At 64.0% G+C, this 14,620-nt stretch carries 13 protein-coding genes; 8 read left to right on the top strand and 5 right to left on the bottom strand.

What is annotated here, in order from left to right; all coding sequences use genetic code 11:
• Positions 1-49: 49 nt before the first annotated feature.
• The 4 genes from AXW84_RS07725 to AXW84_RS07710 all read right to left on the bottom strand — a co-directional run bounded on the left by AXW84_RS07725 (position 50) and on the right by AXW84_RS07710 (position 3,317).
• Positions 50-577, bottom strand: coding sequence for a YfiT family bacillithiol transferase (locus tag AXW84_RS07725; protein ID WP_068230964.1), 528 nt, complete (start codon positions 575-577; stop codon positions 50-52).
• Positions 578-661: 84 nt separating this feature from the next.
• Positions 662-1,282 (bottom strand): bifunctional nuclease family protein, encoded by a 621-nt coding sequence (locus AXW84_RS07720; protein WP_068230961.1) that lies wholly within the window; start codon positions 1,280-1,282, stop codon positions 662-664.
• Positions 1,283-1,473: 191 nt separating this feature from the next.
• Positions 1,474-2,451, bottom strand: a complete 978-nt coding sequence (locus tag AXW84_RS07715) for an electron transfer flavoprotein subunit alpha/FixB family protein (protein ID WP_068230958.1) — start codon at positions 2,449-2,451, stop codon at positions 1,474-1,476.
• A gap of 125 nt (positions 2,452-2,576) precedes the next feature.
• Positions 2,577-3,317, bottom strand: a complete 741-nt coding sequence (locus tag AXW84_RS07710) for an electron transfer flavoprotein subunit beta/FixA family protein (protein ID WP_068230955.1) — start codon at positions 3,315-3,317, stop codon at positions 2,577-2,579.
• Positions 3,318-3,484: 167 nt separating this feature from the next.
• Between AXW84_RS07710 and AXW84_RS07705 the strand changes: the two genes are divergently transcribed.
• Positions 3,485-3,823: a hypothetical protein gene (locus tag AXW84_RS07705; protein WP_068230953.1), complete on the top strand. Its 339-nt coding sequence runs from the start codon at positions 3,485-3,487 to the stop codon at positions 3,821-3,823.
• A 26-nt stretch (positions 3,824-3,849) separates the two neighbouring features.
• Here AXW84_RS07705 and AXW84_RS07700 read toward each other — a convergent pair whose 3' ends face one another.
• On the bottom strand, positions 3,850-4,989 hold the full coding sequence (locus AXW84_RS07700) for a TlpA disulfide reductase family protein (RefSeq protein WP_071892620.1): 1,140 nt from the start codon (positions 4,987-4,989) through the stop codon (positions 3,850-3,852).
• Positions 4,990-5,134: 145 nt separating this feature from the next.
• On the opposite strand from AXW84_RS07700, the gene AXW84_RS07695 reads away from it, so the two are divergent.
• The 7 genes from AXW84_RS07695 to AXW84_RS07665 all read left to right on the top strand — a co-directional run bounded on the left by AXW84_RS07695 (position 5,135) and on the right by AXW84_RS07665 (position 14,607).
• Entirely contained in the window at positions 5,135-5,821 is a 687-nt protein-coding gene (locus AXW84_RS07695; RefSeq protein ID WP_068230947.1) for a response regulator transcription factor, read from the top strand.
• A 141-nt stretch (positions 5,822-5,962) separates the two neighbouring features.
• Positions 5,963-7,330, top strand: a complete 1,368-nt coding sequence (locus tag AXW84_RS07690) for a HAMP domain-containing sensor histidine kinase (protein ID WP_068230943.1) — start codon at positions 5,963-5,965, stop codon at positions 7,328-7,330.
• Between the two features lie 119 nt (positions 7,331-7,449).
• Positions 7,450-7,842, top strand: coding sequence for a SulP family inorganic anion transporter (locus AXW84_RS25785; RefSeq protein ID WP_236943276.1), 393 nt, complete (start codon positions 7,450-7,452; stop codon positions 7,840-7,842).
• Positions 7,821-8,408 carry an STAS domain-containing protein gene (locus AXW84_RS25780; RefSeq protein WP_068230939.1) on the top strand — a complete coding sequence of 196 codons (588 nt, stop codon included), beginning with the start codon at positions 7,821-7,823 and terminating at the stop codon, positions 8,406-8,408. Before AXW84_RS25785 ends, AXW84_RS25780 begins: the two co-directional genes overlap by 22 nt.
• Before the next feature lie 243 nt (positions 8,409-8,651).
• Complete coding sequence (locus AXW84_RS07675) at positions 8,652-10,232, top strand: TolC family protein (protein ID WP_157886878.1); 1,581 nt, start codon at positions 8,652-8,654, stop codon at positions 10,230-10,232.
• A gap of 55 nt (positions 10,233-10,287) precedes the next feature.
• A complete protein-coding gene (locus AXW84_RS07670) occupies positions 10,288-11,424 on the top strand; it encodes an efflux RND transporter periplasmic adaptor subunit (protein ID WP_068230933.1) in 1,137 nt (378 codons plus the stop codon).
• 72 nt (positions 11,425-11,496) lie between these two features.
• On the top strand, positions 11,497-14,607 hold the full coding sequence (locus AXW84_RS07665) for an efflux RND transporter permease subunit (protein WP_068230930.1): 3,111 nt from the start codon (positions 11,497-11,499) through the stop codon (positions 14,605-14,607).
• Positions 14,608-14,620: the final 13 nt, after the last annotated feature.

Genomic DNA, 14,620 nt, shown 5'->3' with positions numbered 1-14,620 from the left:
CCCACGGCTTTGCAAAAGAGGGCCCCGCTATTAGCTGGGGCCCTCTTTTTTACTTCAGCAATTCTAAGTGGGCCAGGTGGTGGCGCCCGTGCCAGGCGTACAGCACCAGGGCCTGCTCCAACGTGGACGTGGTTTTGTAGCCGGGATGGTAGAACGTGCGCTGCCACTGCACCTCATCGAGGTGGTGCAGCAGCACCAGCCAGCGCGTGTGCAAGGACTCCAACAGGACCAGCGATGTGGTGACGGGCGTGGCGGCCACGTCGGGCAGCTCGGCCCAGGCCGCTTCGTCGTAGGGGCGGATAGTGGGGTAGTCTTCCGTCAGGGCCAGCTTGAAGCGGGCGTAGGCATTGAGGTGCGAGTCGGCCACGTGGTGGGTGACCTGGCGGCCGCTCCAGCCGCCGGGGCGGTAGGGTTGCTCCAGGCGTACGCCGCCCACGGCCTGGGCTGCGGCAGCAAGCTGGCTTGGCAAGTTGGCCAGCTGCTGCAAGTAGGGCGCGCGGCCGGGGGGCCCCAGCGGGGCCGTGGGCAGGGCGGGTCGGCCTGTGGGGTAGCGCAGGGCATCGTCAGAAGGATTCATTGGCAAAGATTAAGGCAAAAAATGGCTAAAAGCAAAAGCGCCTCCCCGGGTGGGAAAGGCGCTTTTGATAAGTATTGCGGGGCCCTACTGGCCGTTGCGCTTGTTGAGTTCGTCGCGGATCTTGGCGGCTTTCTCGTAGTCTTCCTTTTCGAGGGCCTGGCTCAGCATCTTGCTGAGCTCTTCGACCGGCACCTGGCCGCTGGGCTCGGTGGGGCGCGGGGCCTTGGGGGTTTCGGCTTCGCCGTCGGTATCGTCGTCGTCCTCGTCGTCGCTTTCCTCTCCGCCCTCGTCAAGATCGGACAGGATGATGCCGGCCTCGCTCAGTACGCTTTCCACCGTGAAGATGGGCACGTCGAAGCGCAGGCCAATGGCGATGGCATCGGAGGGCCGGGCGTCGATTTCGAACGTGGTGGCGCCGTCCGAGCACACAATGCGCGAGTAGAACACACCCTCCTTAAGGTCGGAAATCACCACCTCGATGATGGCCACGTGGACGTGCTCGGCAAAGGCCTTGAACAAATCGTGCGTCAGCGGCCGGGTGGGGCTGATTTTCTCAATCTGGATGGCAATGCTTTGGGCCTCGAACATGCCGATGATGATGGGCAAGCGGCGGTTGCCGTGCTTCTCGCCCAGGATCAGGGCGAAGGAGCCGGACTGCGACTGGCTGGAGGAAAGGCCTAAAATTTCAAGCTGGATTTTTTTCAAGGGAAGTTGGCTACCGCTGACCTGCGGTTGGGGCCCCGGGCAAACGGGGGGCCTTAGAAGGTAAGATTAATTTTTGAACGTTACGACAAATAAAGGAGAACGGCCCGGAAGAAAAACGCGCCAGGCAAAAAAAAGAACCTGGGGCCCCGGAATATGTTCCGGGGCCCCAGGTTCCTGCCGGCCCCGCGGGGCTAGTTCAATTCTTTTACGGCGGCCGTCAGCTTGGGCAGCACGTCGAACACATCGCCCACAATGCCGTAATCAGCGGCTTTGAAAAATGGCGCTTCGGGGTCTTTGTTGATGACCACGATGACCTTCGAGCTGTTCACGCCGGCCAAGTGCTGGATGGCGCCCGAAATGCCGCAGGCAATGTACAGGTTGGGCGAAATGGTGATGCCCGTTTGGCCCACGTGCTCGTGGTGGGGGCGCCAGTCCACGTCGCTCACCGGCTTCGAGCAGGCCGTGCCGGCGTGCAGGGCCTTGGCCAGGTCCTCGATGAGGTGCCAGTTTTCGGGGCCCTTCATGCCGCGGCCGCCCGATACCACGAGTTCGGCCTCGGGCAGCAGCACGCCGCCGGTTTGCTCTTGCATCACCACTTGCTTGGGGGCGTCGGCAAAGTCAGCGTCCGACAGCTGAGCAGCGAAGGCCACCACCTCGGCGGTTTTCCCAGCTTCGTGCTGGGCCTCCAGGCTGTTCTTTTTCACGGCGATGATTTTGCGGTCGCCGCTGAGCACCACGTCCGAAAACGCCTTGCCCGAAAACGCGCCGCGCTTCACTACGAACTGGCCGCCGTCGGTTTTGGGCAACTCCACCGCGTTGGTGGCCAGGCTGGCCTTAAGGCGCACCGACAGGCGCGAGCCCACCGAGGCACCGATGTTGGAATTGGCCAGCACCAGCACTTGGGCCCCCTCCTGCTCGGCCGCCGTGGCGATGAGCTTGGTGTAGGCGTTGTTCACAAAATCTTTCAGGCGGGGCTCGGCGTCGTACAGCACTTTCGTAATGCCTTGCTCGCCGAGCTTGGCCAGGTTGGCTTCCGTGGCTTCGCCCACGGCCACGGCCGTGGCCGTGGTGCCCAGCATGGCGGCCACCTGGGCCCCATAGGTAGCCACTTCAAGCGACGACTTCTTCACTTCGCCCTCGGCGCATTCAACTACAACTAGAACAGACATGATTTTTGCTTTTTTGTCATCCTGAGCGCAGCGAAGGACCTTATCACGCTAGCGCCGTAAGAATTAGTGATTGCGACGAAAGCAGCCGTGATAAGATGCTTCCTTCGTCAGCCTGACAAATAGAATTAGATGACTTTGGCTTCGTTGCGCAGCAGCTTGATGAGCTCGCCGGCGTTGGCGGCGTCGATGAGCTTGACGCCCTGCTTCTTGGGGGGCAGCGCGAATTCGGCCACCTGGGTGCGGGCGGGGTCGCCCACGGGGGCTACCACCTTCAGGGGCTTGGTGCGGGCCGTCATGATGCCGCGCATGTTGGGGATGCGGGGCTCGCACATGGGCTGCTGGCACGAGGCCACGAAGGGCGTGCTCACTTCCACAATCTCCTTGCCGCCCTCAATTTCGCGCTCCAGTGTGGCGGTGGTGCCCGCCATGTCCAGTTTCATGGCCGGGGCCACCGTGGGGATGCCGAGCAGCTCGCCCACCATGCCGTGCACCTGGAAGCCGTTGTAGTCGATGCTTTCCTTGCCCATCAAAATCACGTCGTAGCCGCCGTCTTTGGCCACGGCCGCAATTTGCTCAGCCACAAAAAAGGCGTCCTGCGGGGCGGCGTTCACGCGAATGGCGTCGTCGGCGCCGATGGCCAGGGCCTTGCGGATGTTGGGCTCGGTGTCGGCCTCGCCCACGTTCAGCACCGTCACGGTGCTGCCGGCGTTAGCCTCCTTCAGCTCGATGGCGCGGGTGAGGGCGTATTCGTCCCAGGGGTTGATGACGAACTGCACCCCGGCTTTGTTAAACTCCTTATTATCGGGCGTAAAGCTAATTTTGGTGGTCGTGTCGGGCACGTTGGAAATGCAAACCAGAAACTTCATCTAGGCAAAATTTGAGTGAGCGGAGAGCGTAAAAATAGGCGGCATGCATAACAACCGACCGTATGCCCCGGAGGTTCATCCGCGGGGGGCCGGCGCGTGTTATCATTAACATACGGCGTAAAAGCCGCACTTTTGCCGGCCCAAAGATAGCCAATTCTCCCACTCCAATGAGCGCTGCCCCCTCCCGTTTAGAACAACTGTTAGCCTTTTACGCCGACGACCCCGCCGACCCGTTCACCGTCTACGCCCTGGCCACCGAGTACCGCGCCGCCGAGCCCCTGGTGGCCTGGGAATACTACCAAAAACTCCTGGCCGAGCACCCCGACTACGTAGGCACCTACTACCACGCCGGCAAGCTGCTCGAGGGCTTCGGCCGCAAAGACGAGGCCGAGCAAGTGTACCGCAAGGGCTTGGCAGTGAGCCGCAAGGCGGCCCAGATGCACGCCGCCAGCGAGCTGCAACAGGCCCTGAACAGCTGCCTGGGCCTGGATTACGAGGACGACTAGGGCCCCCGGGGGCCCCGCCCCAGGGGCTACTTCACGTACCGCGCCAGCGCTGCCTGCAACTCGTCGCCGCGCAGGTTGGTGGCAATGATTTTGCCGGTTGGGTCAATCAGGAAATTCTGGGGAATGGCGCGCACGTTGTAGCGGCGGGCCACCTCGCCTTCAAAGCCATGCAAGTCCGATACTTGGGTCCAGGGCAAGTGGTCTTCCTCAATGGCTTTCAGCCACTTCCCCCGGCTTTCTTCGTCGTCGAGCGACACCCCCAGGACCTCGAAGTTGCGGCCTTTGTAGGCCTGGTAAGCCTTCGTTACGGCGGGGTTCTCGGCGCGGCAGGGCCCGCACCAGGAAGCCCAGAAATCGACCAGCACGTACTTGCCCCGGTAGTCGGCCAGCGAAACCGGCTTGCCGTCGGGCGTGGGCTGGGTGAAGCCGGGCGCCTGCGCCCCAATTGCCACCGCCTGGAGGCGCTGGAGCATTTCACCGTATTTGCGGCCGGGCGCACTGTTTTTTAGGGCGGGGCTGAATGCGTTGTAGAGGGGGGCCACTTCCGTGTACTCGGGCACGGCCATGGCTTGCGTCAGCATTTCCAGGCTCACCCAGGAAGTTGGGTTGGCCTTGATAAACGCCAGGGTGTAGCGATTGTATTCCGCGAAGCTGGCCTGGCCTTGCGCCTGCATCCGCTCCGCGAACGCCGGGTCTTTGCGCTGCGCCTCCGATGCCTTGCGGTACTCAAGCCCCCGCGCTTTTTGCTTGTCGAGGAGGGGTTGCAGCGAAGCCTGGAACCGCTGGTAATCAGCAGTGAGGGGGCCGCCCGTGAGGCGTGCCTTGGGCAGCGAGTCGGCGCTGGTGACCAGGATGAGGCCGGCTTCTAAAAATAAACCGACGCGGTCCGGTGACTTAAAATACATTTTGTTTACCCAGCCATCCCGCAGCTTACCACCGCGCTCCAGCACCAAATCGGCCGACGAGGGCACCTGCGTGCTGCCCTTTAATTCAAACGCGCCGTTTTTTAAGACAGCCGAGTCCAGGCGCTCGGGCCCGCGCACCAGGTAAATTTTGGCCGGCGCATTTAAGTGCCCGACTTTGCCCTTCACCGCGAAAGGATAGCTGGTTTGGGCCGGGGCCAGCCCGGGCGCCACCAGTAGCAGGCTAAGCAGGTATTGTTTCACGGGGAGCTTGGGGAAGGCAGGGTGAGCGCATAGCCAACGCCGGGCAAGCCAAATGTAGTATTTCCGCAGGGCAGCACCGCCGGGCCGGGGCCCCCACGGCGGCGGCAACCGCACTTGCGGCGGCCGCGGCGTTATTTTGCAGCACATGCCGACCAAAATACTGTTAGTAGAAGACGAGCCCAAGGTGTCGGCCTTTATCCGGCGCGGGCTGGAGGAAGAGGGCTACGACGTGACCGTGGCCTACGACGGGCCCTACGGCCAGCGCCTGGCCCTGGGCCAGGCGTTCGACCTGCTGATTCTGGACGTGATACTACCCGGCCAGAGCGGGCTGGAGGTGCTGCGGGCCGTGCGCGCCCAGGACCAAAACCTGCCCATCCTCATGCTCACAGCCCTGGGTACCACCGAGGACAAGCTGCTGGGCTTCGACGGCGGCGCCGACGATTACTTGGTGAAGCCCTTCGACTTCGTGGAACTGCTGGCCCGCGTGCGGGCCCTCACGCGCCGCCGCGGCCGCGGCCACGAGGCCAAGGGCAACCAGCTGCACCTGGCCGACCTGACCGTGGACACGGCCGCCAAAACGGTGGTGCGGGCCGGCCAGCCCATTAAGCTCACCGCCCGCGAGTTCAACCTGCTGGAGCTGCTGCTGCGCCACCAGGGCCGCGTGCTGAGCCGGGGCGAAATTGCCGAGCACACCTGGGAAGAATCGTTCGACACGGGCTCGAACGTGATTGACGTATACGTCAATTATTTGCGCAACAAGGTGGACAAAGGGTTCGATAGAAAGCTGATTCATACCGTAGTGGGCATGGGCTACGTGATGCGGGAGGAATAATTCTTTAAAATGTGAAAATGTGCTGAATGTGAGAATGCCTTTATTAACCAAGCAGGGGCAATGGTTTTTGCCTTTTCGTATTTGGTAAATCAACTGAAAATTACATTTTTCACATTCAGCACATTTTCATATTATTAAAAAATGACCATTCGCAACCGACTGACGTGGCTGTTTTTGGGCATAGTGGCGGTGCTGCTGCTGGCCGTGCTGGCGGGCGTGTTTGCCTTACAGGAGAGCTACACGGGACGTGAATTCCGGCAGCGGCTGCGCGACCGGGCCCAGGTGACGGGCTACATCTACCTGGAAAAGGACGAGATGCGCGCCGGGGCCTTCCGCGACTTCGAAAAGAAGTACCTGCAAGCCCTCAACAACGAGATTTTGCAGGTGTACGACGAGTACATGCGGGTGCGCTTCGTGGCCGCCGACCGCCGGGTGCAGCTGTCCGACGCCACGCTGGCGCGCATCGTGGCCTCCAAGGAATTGTATTTTACGCTGGGGAACCGGCAGGCGGTAGGCATTTTTTACCGCGATAACCAGGGCGACTACATCATTGTGGCTGCGGCCGAAAATAAGTACGGACGCCAGCGCCTCGAGTACCTGGCCAGCATCATGGGGGTGGTGTTTGTGGTGAGCTTGCTGGTGATTTACCTGGCCGGGCGGGGGTTTGCGGGGCGCGCCCTGGCCCCCATCGCGGCCCTCAACGACCAGGTGGACCGCATCACGGCGCAGGACCTGCACCGACGCGTGGACGAAACGCCGCTGCGCACCTCCGAGCGCGACGAGCTGACGCGCCTCGCCCGCACCTTTAACCGCCTGCTGGCCCGGCTCGAAACCAGCTTCGAGGGCCAGCGCACCTTCGTGCGCAATGCCTCGCACGAGCTGCGCACGCCGCTCACGGCCAGCATTGGCGAGCTGCAAGTGCTGCTGGCGCGCGAGCGGGAAGCGGCCACCTACCGCGAGGGCGCCGCCTCAGTGTTGGCCGAATTACAGCAGCTCAAAACTCTCATCAACAACCTTTTGGACCTAGCACAGGCCGATGCTGTCGGGGCCCTCACCGAGGAGGTGCGCCTCGACGAGCTGCTGTGGGAGGTGCGCGGGGCCCTGCCGCCGGCCCAGCGCGGGCGCGTGCACGTCGACCTGGGGCCCCTGCCCGACGATCCAGCCGCGCTGGAAATCGTCGGCCACCGGGCCCTGCTGGCCCGGGCCGTGGGCAACCTCGTCGACAACGCCCTGAAGTACTCGCCCGCCCCCGCTACTGTGGACCTGCGCCTGCGCTGCCTGGCTGGCGGCTTCCGCCTGGAAGTGGCCGACGCCGGCGCCGGCATCGCCGCCGCCGACCTGACCAACGTATTCCAGCCGTTCTTCCGCGCCGCCGAAGCGCGGGGCGTGGTGGGCCACGGCGTGGGGCTGCCGCTGGCCCGCCGCATTGTGGAACTGCACGGCGGCACCTTGGCCTTGCAATCGGCCCCCGGGCAGGGCACCGTGGCCGAGGTGTGGCTGCCGGCCTAATGCCCCCCCGCCCGGTGCCGGCGGCGCACGGACGCCCTGCCAGCGGGCGGGGACCCCGTGCGCCAAGGTTTGCTCAGCCGCCGCGGCCAACCTGGGCGCTGCCCCACTCGCGCCGCCCCGTGATTTTGGGCGGACTGCGCACGAAATCGGTGGGCGACATTGCCTCCATCGCCGGCGGGCTGCCCACGTTTCATGTGCCGCAGGTGCCTTTCACGTGGGCTACGCTGGCGCTGGTGGGGCCCTACGCCTTCATTATGGCGCTGGCGGGCCTCACCGAAAGCCTGCTGATGCGGACGGTGGTGGACGAGATGACCGAAACCCGCGGGCGCGGCAACCAGGACTGCGTGGCCCAGGGCCTGGCCAACCTGGCCTCGGGCCTGACCGGCGGCATGGGCAGTTGCGCCATGATTGGCCAAACGATGGTCAACCTCGAATCGCGCGGGCGTGGGCGGCTCTCGGGCGTGGTGGCGAAGGGGCCCTGGCGCTGTTTGTGGTGGCCGGCGCGGGGCTGATCGAGCGGCTGCCGCTGGCGGCGCTGGTGGGCGTAATGTTCATGGTCGTCATCGGCACATTTGAATGGGCCAGCCTGCGTATTTTGCGCCGCATGCCCCGCGCCGACGTGCTGGTGATGCTGCTCGTGACCATCGCCACGGCCGTGTCGCAGAACCTGGCCCTGGCCGTGCTGCTGGGCGTGGTGGTGTTGGCCCTGGCCTTTGCCTGGGAAAACGCCAAGCGCATCCGGGCCCGCAAGCACGTGAACGCGGCCGGCGTGCGCCACTACGAAATCTTTGGGCCCCTGTTCTTCGGCTCGGCGCAGGCCTTCGGCGAGAAGCTTGACGTGAACGGCGGCCCTGCCAAAGTCATCATCGACTTCCGCGAAAGCCGCGTCGCCGGCATGTCGGCCATCGACGCGCTGCACAAGCTCACCGAGCGCTACCAGCGCCTGGGCAAAACTGTGCCCCTGCGCCACCTCAGCCCCGATTCGCGGCACCTACTGGGCCAGGCTGGGCCCCTAGTCGACGTCAACATCGAGGAAGACCCGCTCTACACCGTGGCCGGGGCGAATGTGATGTACTAGGGCGATTTACGATACCGCTCAGCGCAGTAGTACGGCGGCTTGCAGCCAACAATGAACCCAAAAGAGGGCCCCGGGGCCCTCTTTTTTTATAAATAATTTAAATTTTAATCCGTTTCTAATGTGCCTTTAATACCGGTCTAATACGGCAGCAGGACTTTTGTGTAAGTCTTCGGGGCAGCGTTGCCCCGGGGCCCCTTCACCCCTTCCTTGTTGCTTGCCGGCCGTTGGGCCGGCGCGTTTTTTATGCGATTAACCGCACGTTTTTTCCGAACCCTGGCCGTGGCCGGGGGGCTGGGGCTGCTGCCGGGCCTGGGCCGGGCCCAGCGTATGGCCACCCCCAGGCCCCCCTCGAGCATGTCGCGCCCCCAGGCCGGCACCCCCAACGCCTTACCGGCCGCCCCCGGCCAGCCCGCCGCCCGCCCCGCCCAGGCCCCCGGCCAAACGCCCGCCGCCGGGGCCCTACCTACCAACCAGCTGGCCCAGCCCGGCCAGGCTGGTACCGCGCCGATGGCCGGCAGCCCCGGCTACGGCCAGTACCCCGTGGTGCCGGGCATGCCCGCCGGGGTGCCCATTCGGGCGGCGCTGGGGGCCGCCGACACGCTGCGCCTGACGCTGGCAGAGGCCCAGCAGCAGTTTGTGCAAACCAACTTCCAGCTGCTGGCCCAGCGCTTCAACGTGAACCTGGCGCAGGCCACGGTGGTGCAGTCGGCCCTGCGCGACAACCCCAACCTGTCGGCTGAGGTGAACGCCTACAACCCCAACACGCGGCAATTTTTCCCGTTTGGCACCGATAAATCCCTGGACCCCAACAACCCCACCGGCAACACGGTGGTGCTGCAATTGCAGCAGCTCATCAACCTCTCGGGCAGCCGCGCCAAGCTCGTGCAGCTCAGCAGCACCAACGCCGAGGTGCAGCAGGCCGCCTTTGAGGATTTGCTGCGCAACTCGCGCTTCCAGCTCTCGCAAACGTTTTTTAACGTGGTGGCCGAGCGGCGCAAGCTGGACCTGCTGCGCGCCCAGCGCGACCAGCTGGCGCGCCTGCTGGTGGGCTTCCGCGAGCAGCTGCGGCTGGGCACGGTGGCCGGCTTCGAGGTGACGCGCTTGGAGCTGGAGCGCCAGAGCCTGGAGAAGGACCGTTCCGACCAGCTCACTCAGCTGGGGCAGGACGAGGCCGCGCTGCGCGTGTTCTTGGCGCTGCCGGGCACCACGTTTGTGGCCCCCATCGGCCAAGACCTGCTGCCCGCGCCGCCCGCCACGCTGCCCACCCTGGCCGACCTCACGACCCTGGCCTACCAGTACCGGCCCGACCTGCGCGCCGCCACCAAGCAAACCGACTACGCCCAACAAAACCTGCGCTTGCAGCACGCGCTGGCCGTGCCCAAGCTCACCATCGGGGCCGACTACGCCAGCTACGGCAACGCCTACGCCCACTACTACGGCCTGCAAACCGCCATCGACCTGCCCGTGGCCAACCGCAACCAGGGCAACATCCAGGCGGCGCAGGTGGGCATCCAGCAGAGTGCCCAGGGCCTGAACCAGAACAAGTTGCAGGTGGAGCAGGACGTGGCCGCCGCCGTGGAGCAGGTGCAGCGCGCCACCGAGCTGCGCCGCAGCGTGACGCCCGAGTACGTGGCCACCATCGCCGACGTGAGCCGCAACGCCGCCGCTGACTACAAGCGCCGGCTGATTGACTTGGTGAGCTTCATCGACAAGTTTCGGGCTTACAACGCCGCCCAGCTCAACCTGATTGACATCGGCAACCGCCTGGAGCAGGCCAAGCAGCAAGTCAATTTCGTGACCAACACCCCCGTCTTCCAAGACTAGGGCCCCACGGCGCGGCCCCCTCCCCTCTTTCGCAACTGCTATTTTATTGTTCGTAATGCGCATTTCCCATTTGTTGCCCGTGCTCCTGGTCGTGGGCACTACCGGCTTCCTGTCCGGCTGCAAGACCAAACCAGAAGACAAGCTGCCCGTGAACACCAAGGACCTGGGCTCAGGCTACCGCACCGACACGGTGCTGCTGCGCAGCCCCGACCAGGAGCTGCGCTTCACCGGCAAGGTGGGCTACGACCAGCGGCGCGTGGACCGGGTGTTTCCGGTGGTGAGCGGCAACGTGCTCGACGTGACGGCCGCCCTGGGCCAGCGGGTGCAGCAGGGCCAGGCCCTGGCCCGCGTGCAGAGCGCCGACGTGAGCGGCTACCAAAACGACTACAACGGGGCCCGCTCCGACTACGCCGTGGCCGAGCGCAACGCCGCCAACACCGAGCAGCTTTACAAGTCCAACTTCGCCTCACAGAACGACCTGATTGCCGCCCGCGCCCAGCTCGACAAAACCCGCTCGGCCCTGAACCGCACCTCGCAGGTGCTCAAGATTTACGGCGGCAACGCCCAGGGCACCGGCGGGGCCCAGCCCACCTACACCGTGAAGGCCCCCGCCAGCGGCTTCGTGGTGGAGCGCAACATCAACGCCGGCATGCAGCTGCGGCCCGACAACAACACGCCGCTCTTCGTAATCTCGGACCTGAGCCGGGTGTGGGTGCTGCTCAACATTTACGAGAGCGACGTGGCCGCCGTGAAGGTGGGCCAGCCGGTGAACATCACGGCCCTGGCCTACCCCGACAAGACGTTTAAGGGCACCATCACCAACATCAGCAACGTGGTGGACGCCGACACCAAGGTGCTCCAGGCCCGCGTGGAGCTGCCCAACCCCGGCGGCCTGCTCAAGCCCGACATGTTTTGCAGCATCACCCTCGACTTGCAGCGCCCCGGCCAGGCCCTGGCCGTGAACCCCAAGTCGTTGATTTTCAGCAACGACCAGTACTTCGTCGTCCGCCGCCGGCCCGGCACGCCCGAGCTGAAGTCGGGCGACGACGCCAGCAAGTCCTACGAGCTGGTGCCGGTAAAGGTGCTGCGCAACACCGACCGCTACACCTACGTGGGCGGCAGCCTGCACCCCAACGACCAAGTGGTGACGCAGGGCAGCCTGCTGCTCTTCAACGACTTGAGCGCCAACTAGGGGCCCCCGTGGCCCGGCTTTTCGCGCTGCCCCGCCGGGGCGGCCCTCCCTTCCTTTGCCTTTTCGTTTGCCATGAACAAATTCATCAAGGGCCTGATTGGCTTCTCGTTGCACCACCCCTACGTCGTGTTCTTCATGACGGGGCTGGTGGCCATTGCCGGGGCCGTCAGCTTCTACTACACCCCCGTCGAGGCCTACCCCGACGTGACCAACACCGAGGTGGTCATCATCACCCAGTGGCCGGGCCGCTCGGCCGAGGAAGTCGAGCGCTTCATCTCCATCCCAATCGAAACCGAGATGAACTCGGTGACCCACAAAACGGTCATCCGCAGCATTAACCTGTTCGGGCTCTCGTTCATCAAAATCGTGTTTGAGGACGGCACCGACGGCTTCAACGCCCGCATGGAAACGGCTCAGAAGCTGGCCAACGTGAACCTGCCTGACGGCGTGACGGCCGGCGTACAGCCGCCTACGGGCCCCACCGGCGAGATTTACCGCTACACCCTCACCTCGAAGCAGAAGTCGGTGGCCGACCTCAAAACGCTGGAGGACTGGGTAATTGAGAAAAACCTGCGCGCCGTGCCTGGCGTGGCCGACGTGGTGAGCTTCGGCGGTAAGGTGCGCACCTTCGAGGTGGCCGCCAACCCGGCCTTGCTCAACAAGTACGGCCTGACGGCCCTCGACGTGTACCAGGCCCTGCAACGCGCCAACGTGAACGTGGGCGGCGACATCCTCCGCGAAGGCCAGCAGGCTTTTGTGGTGCGCGGCATTGGCATCGTGAAAAACGTGCCCGACATCGAGAAAATCATCATCAAGAATGTGAACGGCGTGCCGGTGCTGGTGCGCAACATCGGCACGGTGCAAACCTCGTTTCTGCCGCCGCTGGGCATCGTGGGGCGCGACAACAATGACGACGTGGTCGAGGGCATCGTGCTGATGCGCAAGGGCGAAAACCCCGGCGCCGTGCTGCCCGTGCTCGAAGCCAAGGTGGACTACCTCAACAAAACGGTGCTGCCCGGCGACGTGCGCATCAAGGTCTTCTACGACCGCTCGGAGCTGAACCAGCACACGCTGCACACGGTGGGCGAAAACGTGGCGATGGGCATTTTGCTGGTCACCATCATCCTGCTCCTTTTTTTGGCCGACTGGCGCACGACGGTGACCGTGGCGCTGATTATTCCGCTGGCCTTGCTGTTCGCCTTCATCCTGATGCGCATCAAGGGGATGAGCGCCAACCTCCTGAGCATCGGGGCCATTGACTTCGGCATCATCATCGACGGGGCCGTGGTGATGGTGGAGGGCCTGTTCGTGATGCTGGCCCATTGGGCCGAGCACGAGGGCATGGAAAACTTCAACAAGCGCGCTAAGCTGAGCAAGATTTTGCACACCGGCACCGAGATGGGCAAGTCCATCTTCACCTCCAAGCTCATCATCGTCACGGCGCTGATTCCAATTTTTTCGTTCCAGAAAGTCGAGGGCAAGCTGTTCTCGCCGCTGGCGTTCACGCTGGGCTTTGCCCTGCTAGGGGCCCTGCTGCTGGCCCTCACGCTGGTGCCGGTGCTCTCGTCCATCCTCCTGAAAAAGAACGTGCGCGAGCGCCACAACCCCATCCTGGAGGGCCTCAACAAAGCGTACCTGCCGCTGCTGAACAAGGTGATGGCTTACCCGCGCCGCACCATGGCGGTGGCCGTGCTAGCGCTGGTGCTGGGCGTAGGCTCGTTCCACTTCGTGGGCACCGAGTTTCTGCCCCACCTCAACGAGGGCTCGATTTACGTGCGGGCCTCCATGCCGCTCTCCATTGCGCTGGAAGACAGCTACCAGTATACCCAAAAGTTCCGGCAGGTGTTTGAGCAGTACCCCGAGGTGCGGGGCGTGATTTCGCAAACCGGCCGCCCCAACGACGGCACCGACGCCACGGGCTTCTTCAACCAGGAGTTTTTCGTGGACCTGTACCCAGCCGACGAGTGGAAGCGCAGCATCACGAAAGACCAGCTGATTGCCGAGATGCAGGGGGCCCTGGCCAAGTACCGCGGTGTGGACTTCAACTTCTCGCAGCCCATTTCCGACAACGTAGAGGAAGCCGTGTCGGGCGTGAAGGGTTCGATTGCCGTAAAAATCACGGGCGCCGACCTGAACATCCTCGACAAAAAAGCTACCCAGGTGTACGACCAGCTGAAGAAGGTGAAGGGCATCGAGGACCTGGGCGTGTTTCGCAACCTGGGCCAGCCCGAGCTGCGCATCACCCTCGACCCCGACAAAATGGCCCAGTACGGCGTGGCCGCCGCCGACGCCAACGCCGTGATTGAGCTGGCCATCGGCGGCAAGGCCGTGAGCGCTGTGTACGAAGGCGAGCGCAAGTTCGACCTGCGCCTGCGCTACGACCAGTCGTTCCGCTCGAACATGGACGCCATCGGCAGCCTGATGGTGCCCACGCTGAACGGCGGCAAAATCAAGCTCGGCGAAATTGCCACCATCCAGAACGTGGCGGGCCCGGCCTTCATCTACCGCGAAGACAACACGCGCTTCATCGCCGTCAAGTTCTCGGTGCGGGGCCGCGACCTGGGCAGCACCATTGCCGAGGCCCAGGGCCTGGTGGCCAAAAACGTGGCCCTGCCCCAGGGCTACCACACCCAGTGGAACGGCGAGTTTGAGAACCAGGAGCGCGCCCAGAAGCAGCTCTCCATCGTGGTGCCCATCAGCATTCTGGCCATCTTTTTCATCCTGTTCATCTCGTTCGGCAACGCCCTGGACTCGACGCTGGTGCTGCTCAACGTGCCGTTTGCCCTCATCGGCGGCATCGCGGCGCTGCTCCTCACGCACACTAACTTCAGCATCTCGGCCGGCGTGGGCTTCATCGCCCTGTTTGGGGTGGCCACGCAGGACGGCGTGATTCTGGTGAACAAGTTCCGCCAGAACCTGCGCGACAAGATGGACCTGGCGCACGCCATCAAGGACGGGGCCCGCACCCGCCTGCGCCCCGTGGTGATGACGGCCCTGATGGCCTCGCTGGGCCTGCTGCCCGCCGCCCTCAGCCACGGCATCGGCTCCGAAACCCAGAAGCCGCTGGCCATCGTCGTTATTGGGGGCCTCATCACGGCCACCGTGCTCTCGCTGCTCGTGCTGCCCACCGTGTATGAGTGGGTGTACAGCAGCAAGATGGAGCGCGCCCGCAAGCAGAACTAACCCGCCCCTGGGG

The sequence above is a fragment of the Hymenobacter sp. PAMC 26628 genome (assembly GCF_001562275.1).
Classification (GTDB): domain Bacteria; phylum Bacteroidota; class Bacteroidia; order Cytophagales; family Hymenobacteraceae; genus Hymenobacter.
This window is presented reverse-complemented; position numbering and strand designations above follow the sequence as displayed.

Excerpts from the sequence above, each read along its gene's own strand:
- AXW84_RS07725 (WP_068230964.1), bottom strand. The coding sequence starts at position 577 with ATGAATCCTTCTGACGATGCCCTGCGCTACCCCACAGGCCGACCCGCC.
- AXW84_RS07715 (WP_068230958.1), bottom strand. The coding sequence starts at position 2,451 with ATGTCTGTTCTAGTTGTAGTTGAATGCGCCGAGGGCGAAGTGAAGAAG.
- AXW84_RS07710 (WP_068230955.1), bottom strand. The coding sequence starts at position 3,317 with ATGAAGTTTCTGGTTTGCATTTCCAACGTGCCCGACACGACCACCAAA.
- AXW84_RS07705 (WP_068230953.1), top strand. The coding sequence starts at position 3,485 with ATGAGCGCTGCCCCCTCCCGTTTAGAACAACTGTTAGCCTTTTACGCC.
- AXW84_RS07695 (WP_068230947.1), top strand. The coding sequence starts at position 5,135 with ATGCCGACCAAAATACTGTTAGTAGAAGACGAGCCCAAGGTGTCGGCC.
- AXW84_RS07690 (WP_068230943.1), top strand. The coding sequence starts at position 5,963 with ATGACCATTCGCAACCGACTGACGTGGCTGTTTTTGGGCATAGTGGCG.
- AXW84_RS07675 (WP_157886878.1), top strand. The coding sequence starts at position 8,652 with ATGCGATTAACCGCACGTTTTTTCCGAACCCTGGCCGTGGCCGGGGGG.
- AXW84_RS07670 (WP_068230933.1), top strand. The coding sequence starts at position 10,288 with ATGCGCATTTCCCATTTGTTGCCCGTGCTCCTGGTCGTGGGCACTACC.
- AXW84_RS07665 (WP_068230930.1), top strand. The coding sequence starts at position 11,497 with ATGAACAAATTCATCAAGGGCCTGATTGGCTTCTCGTTGCACCACCCC.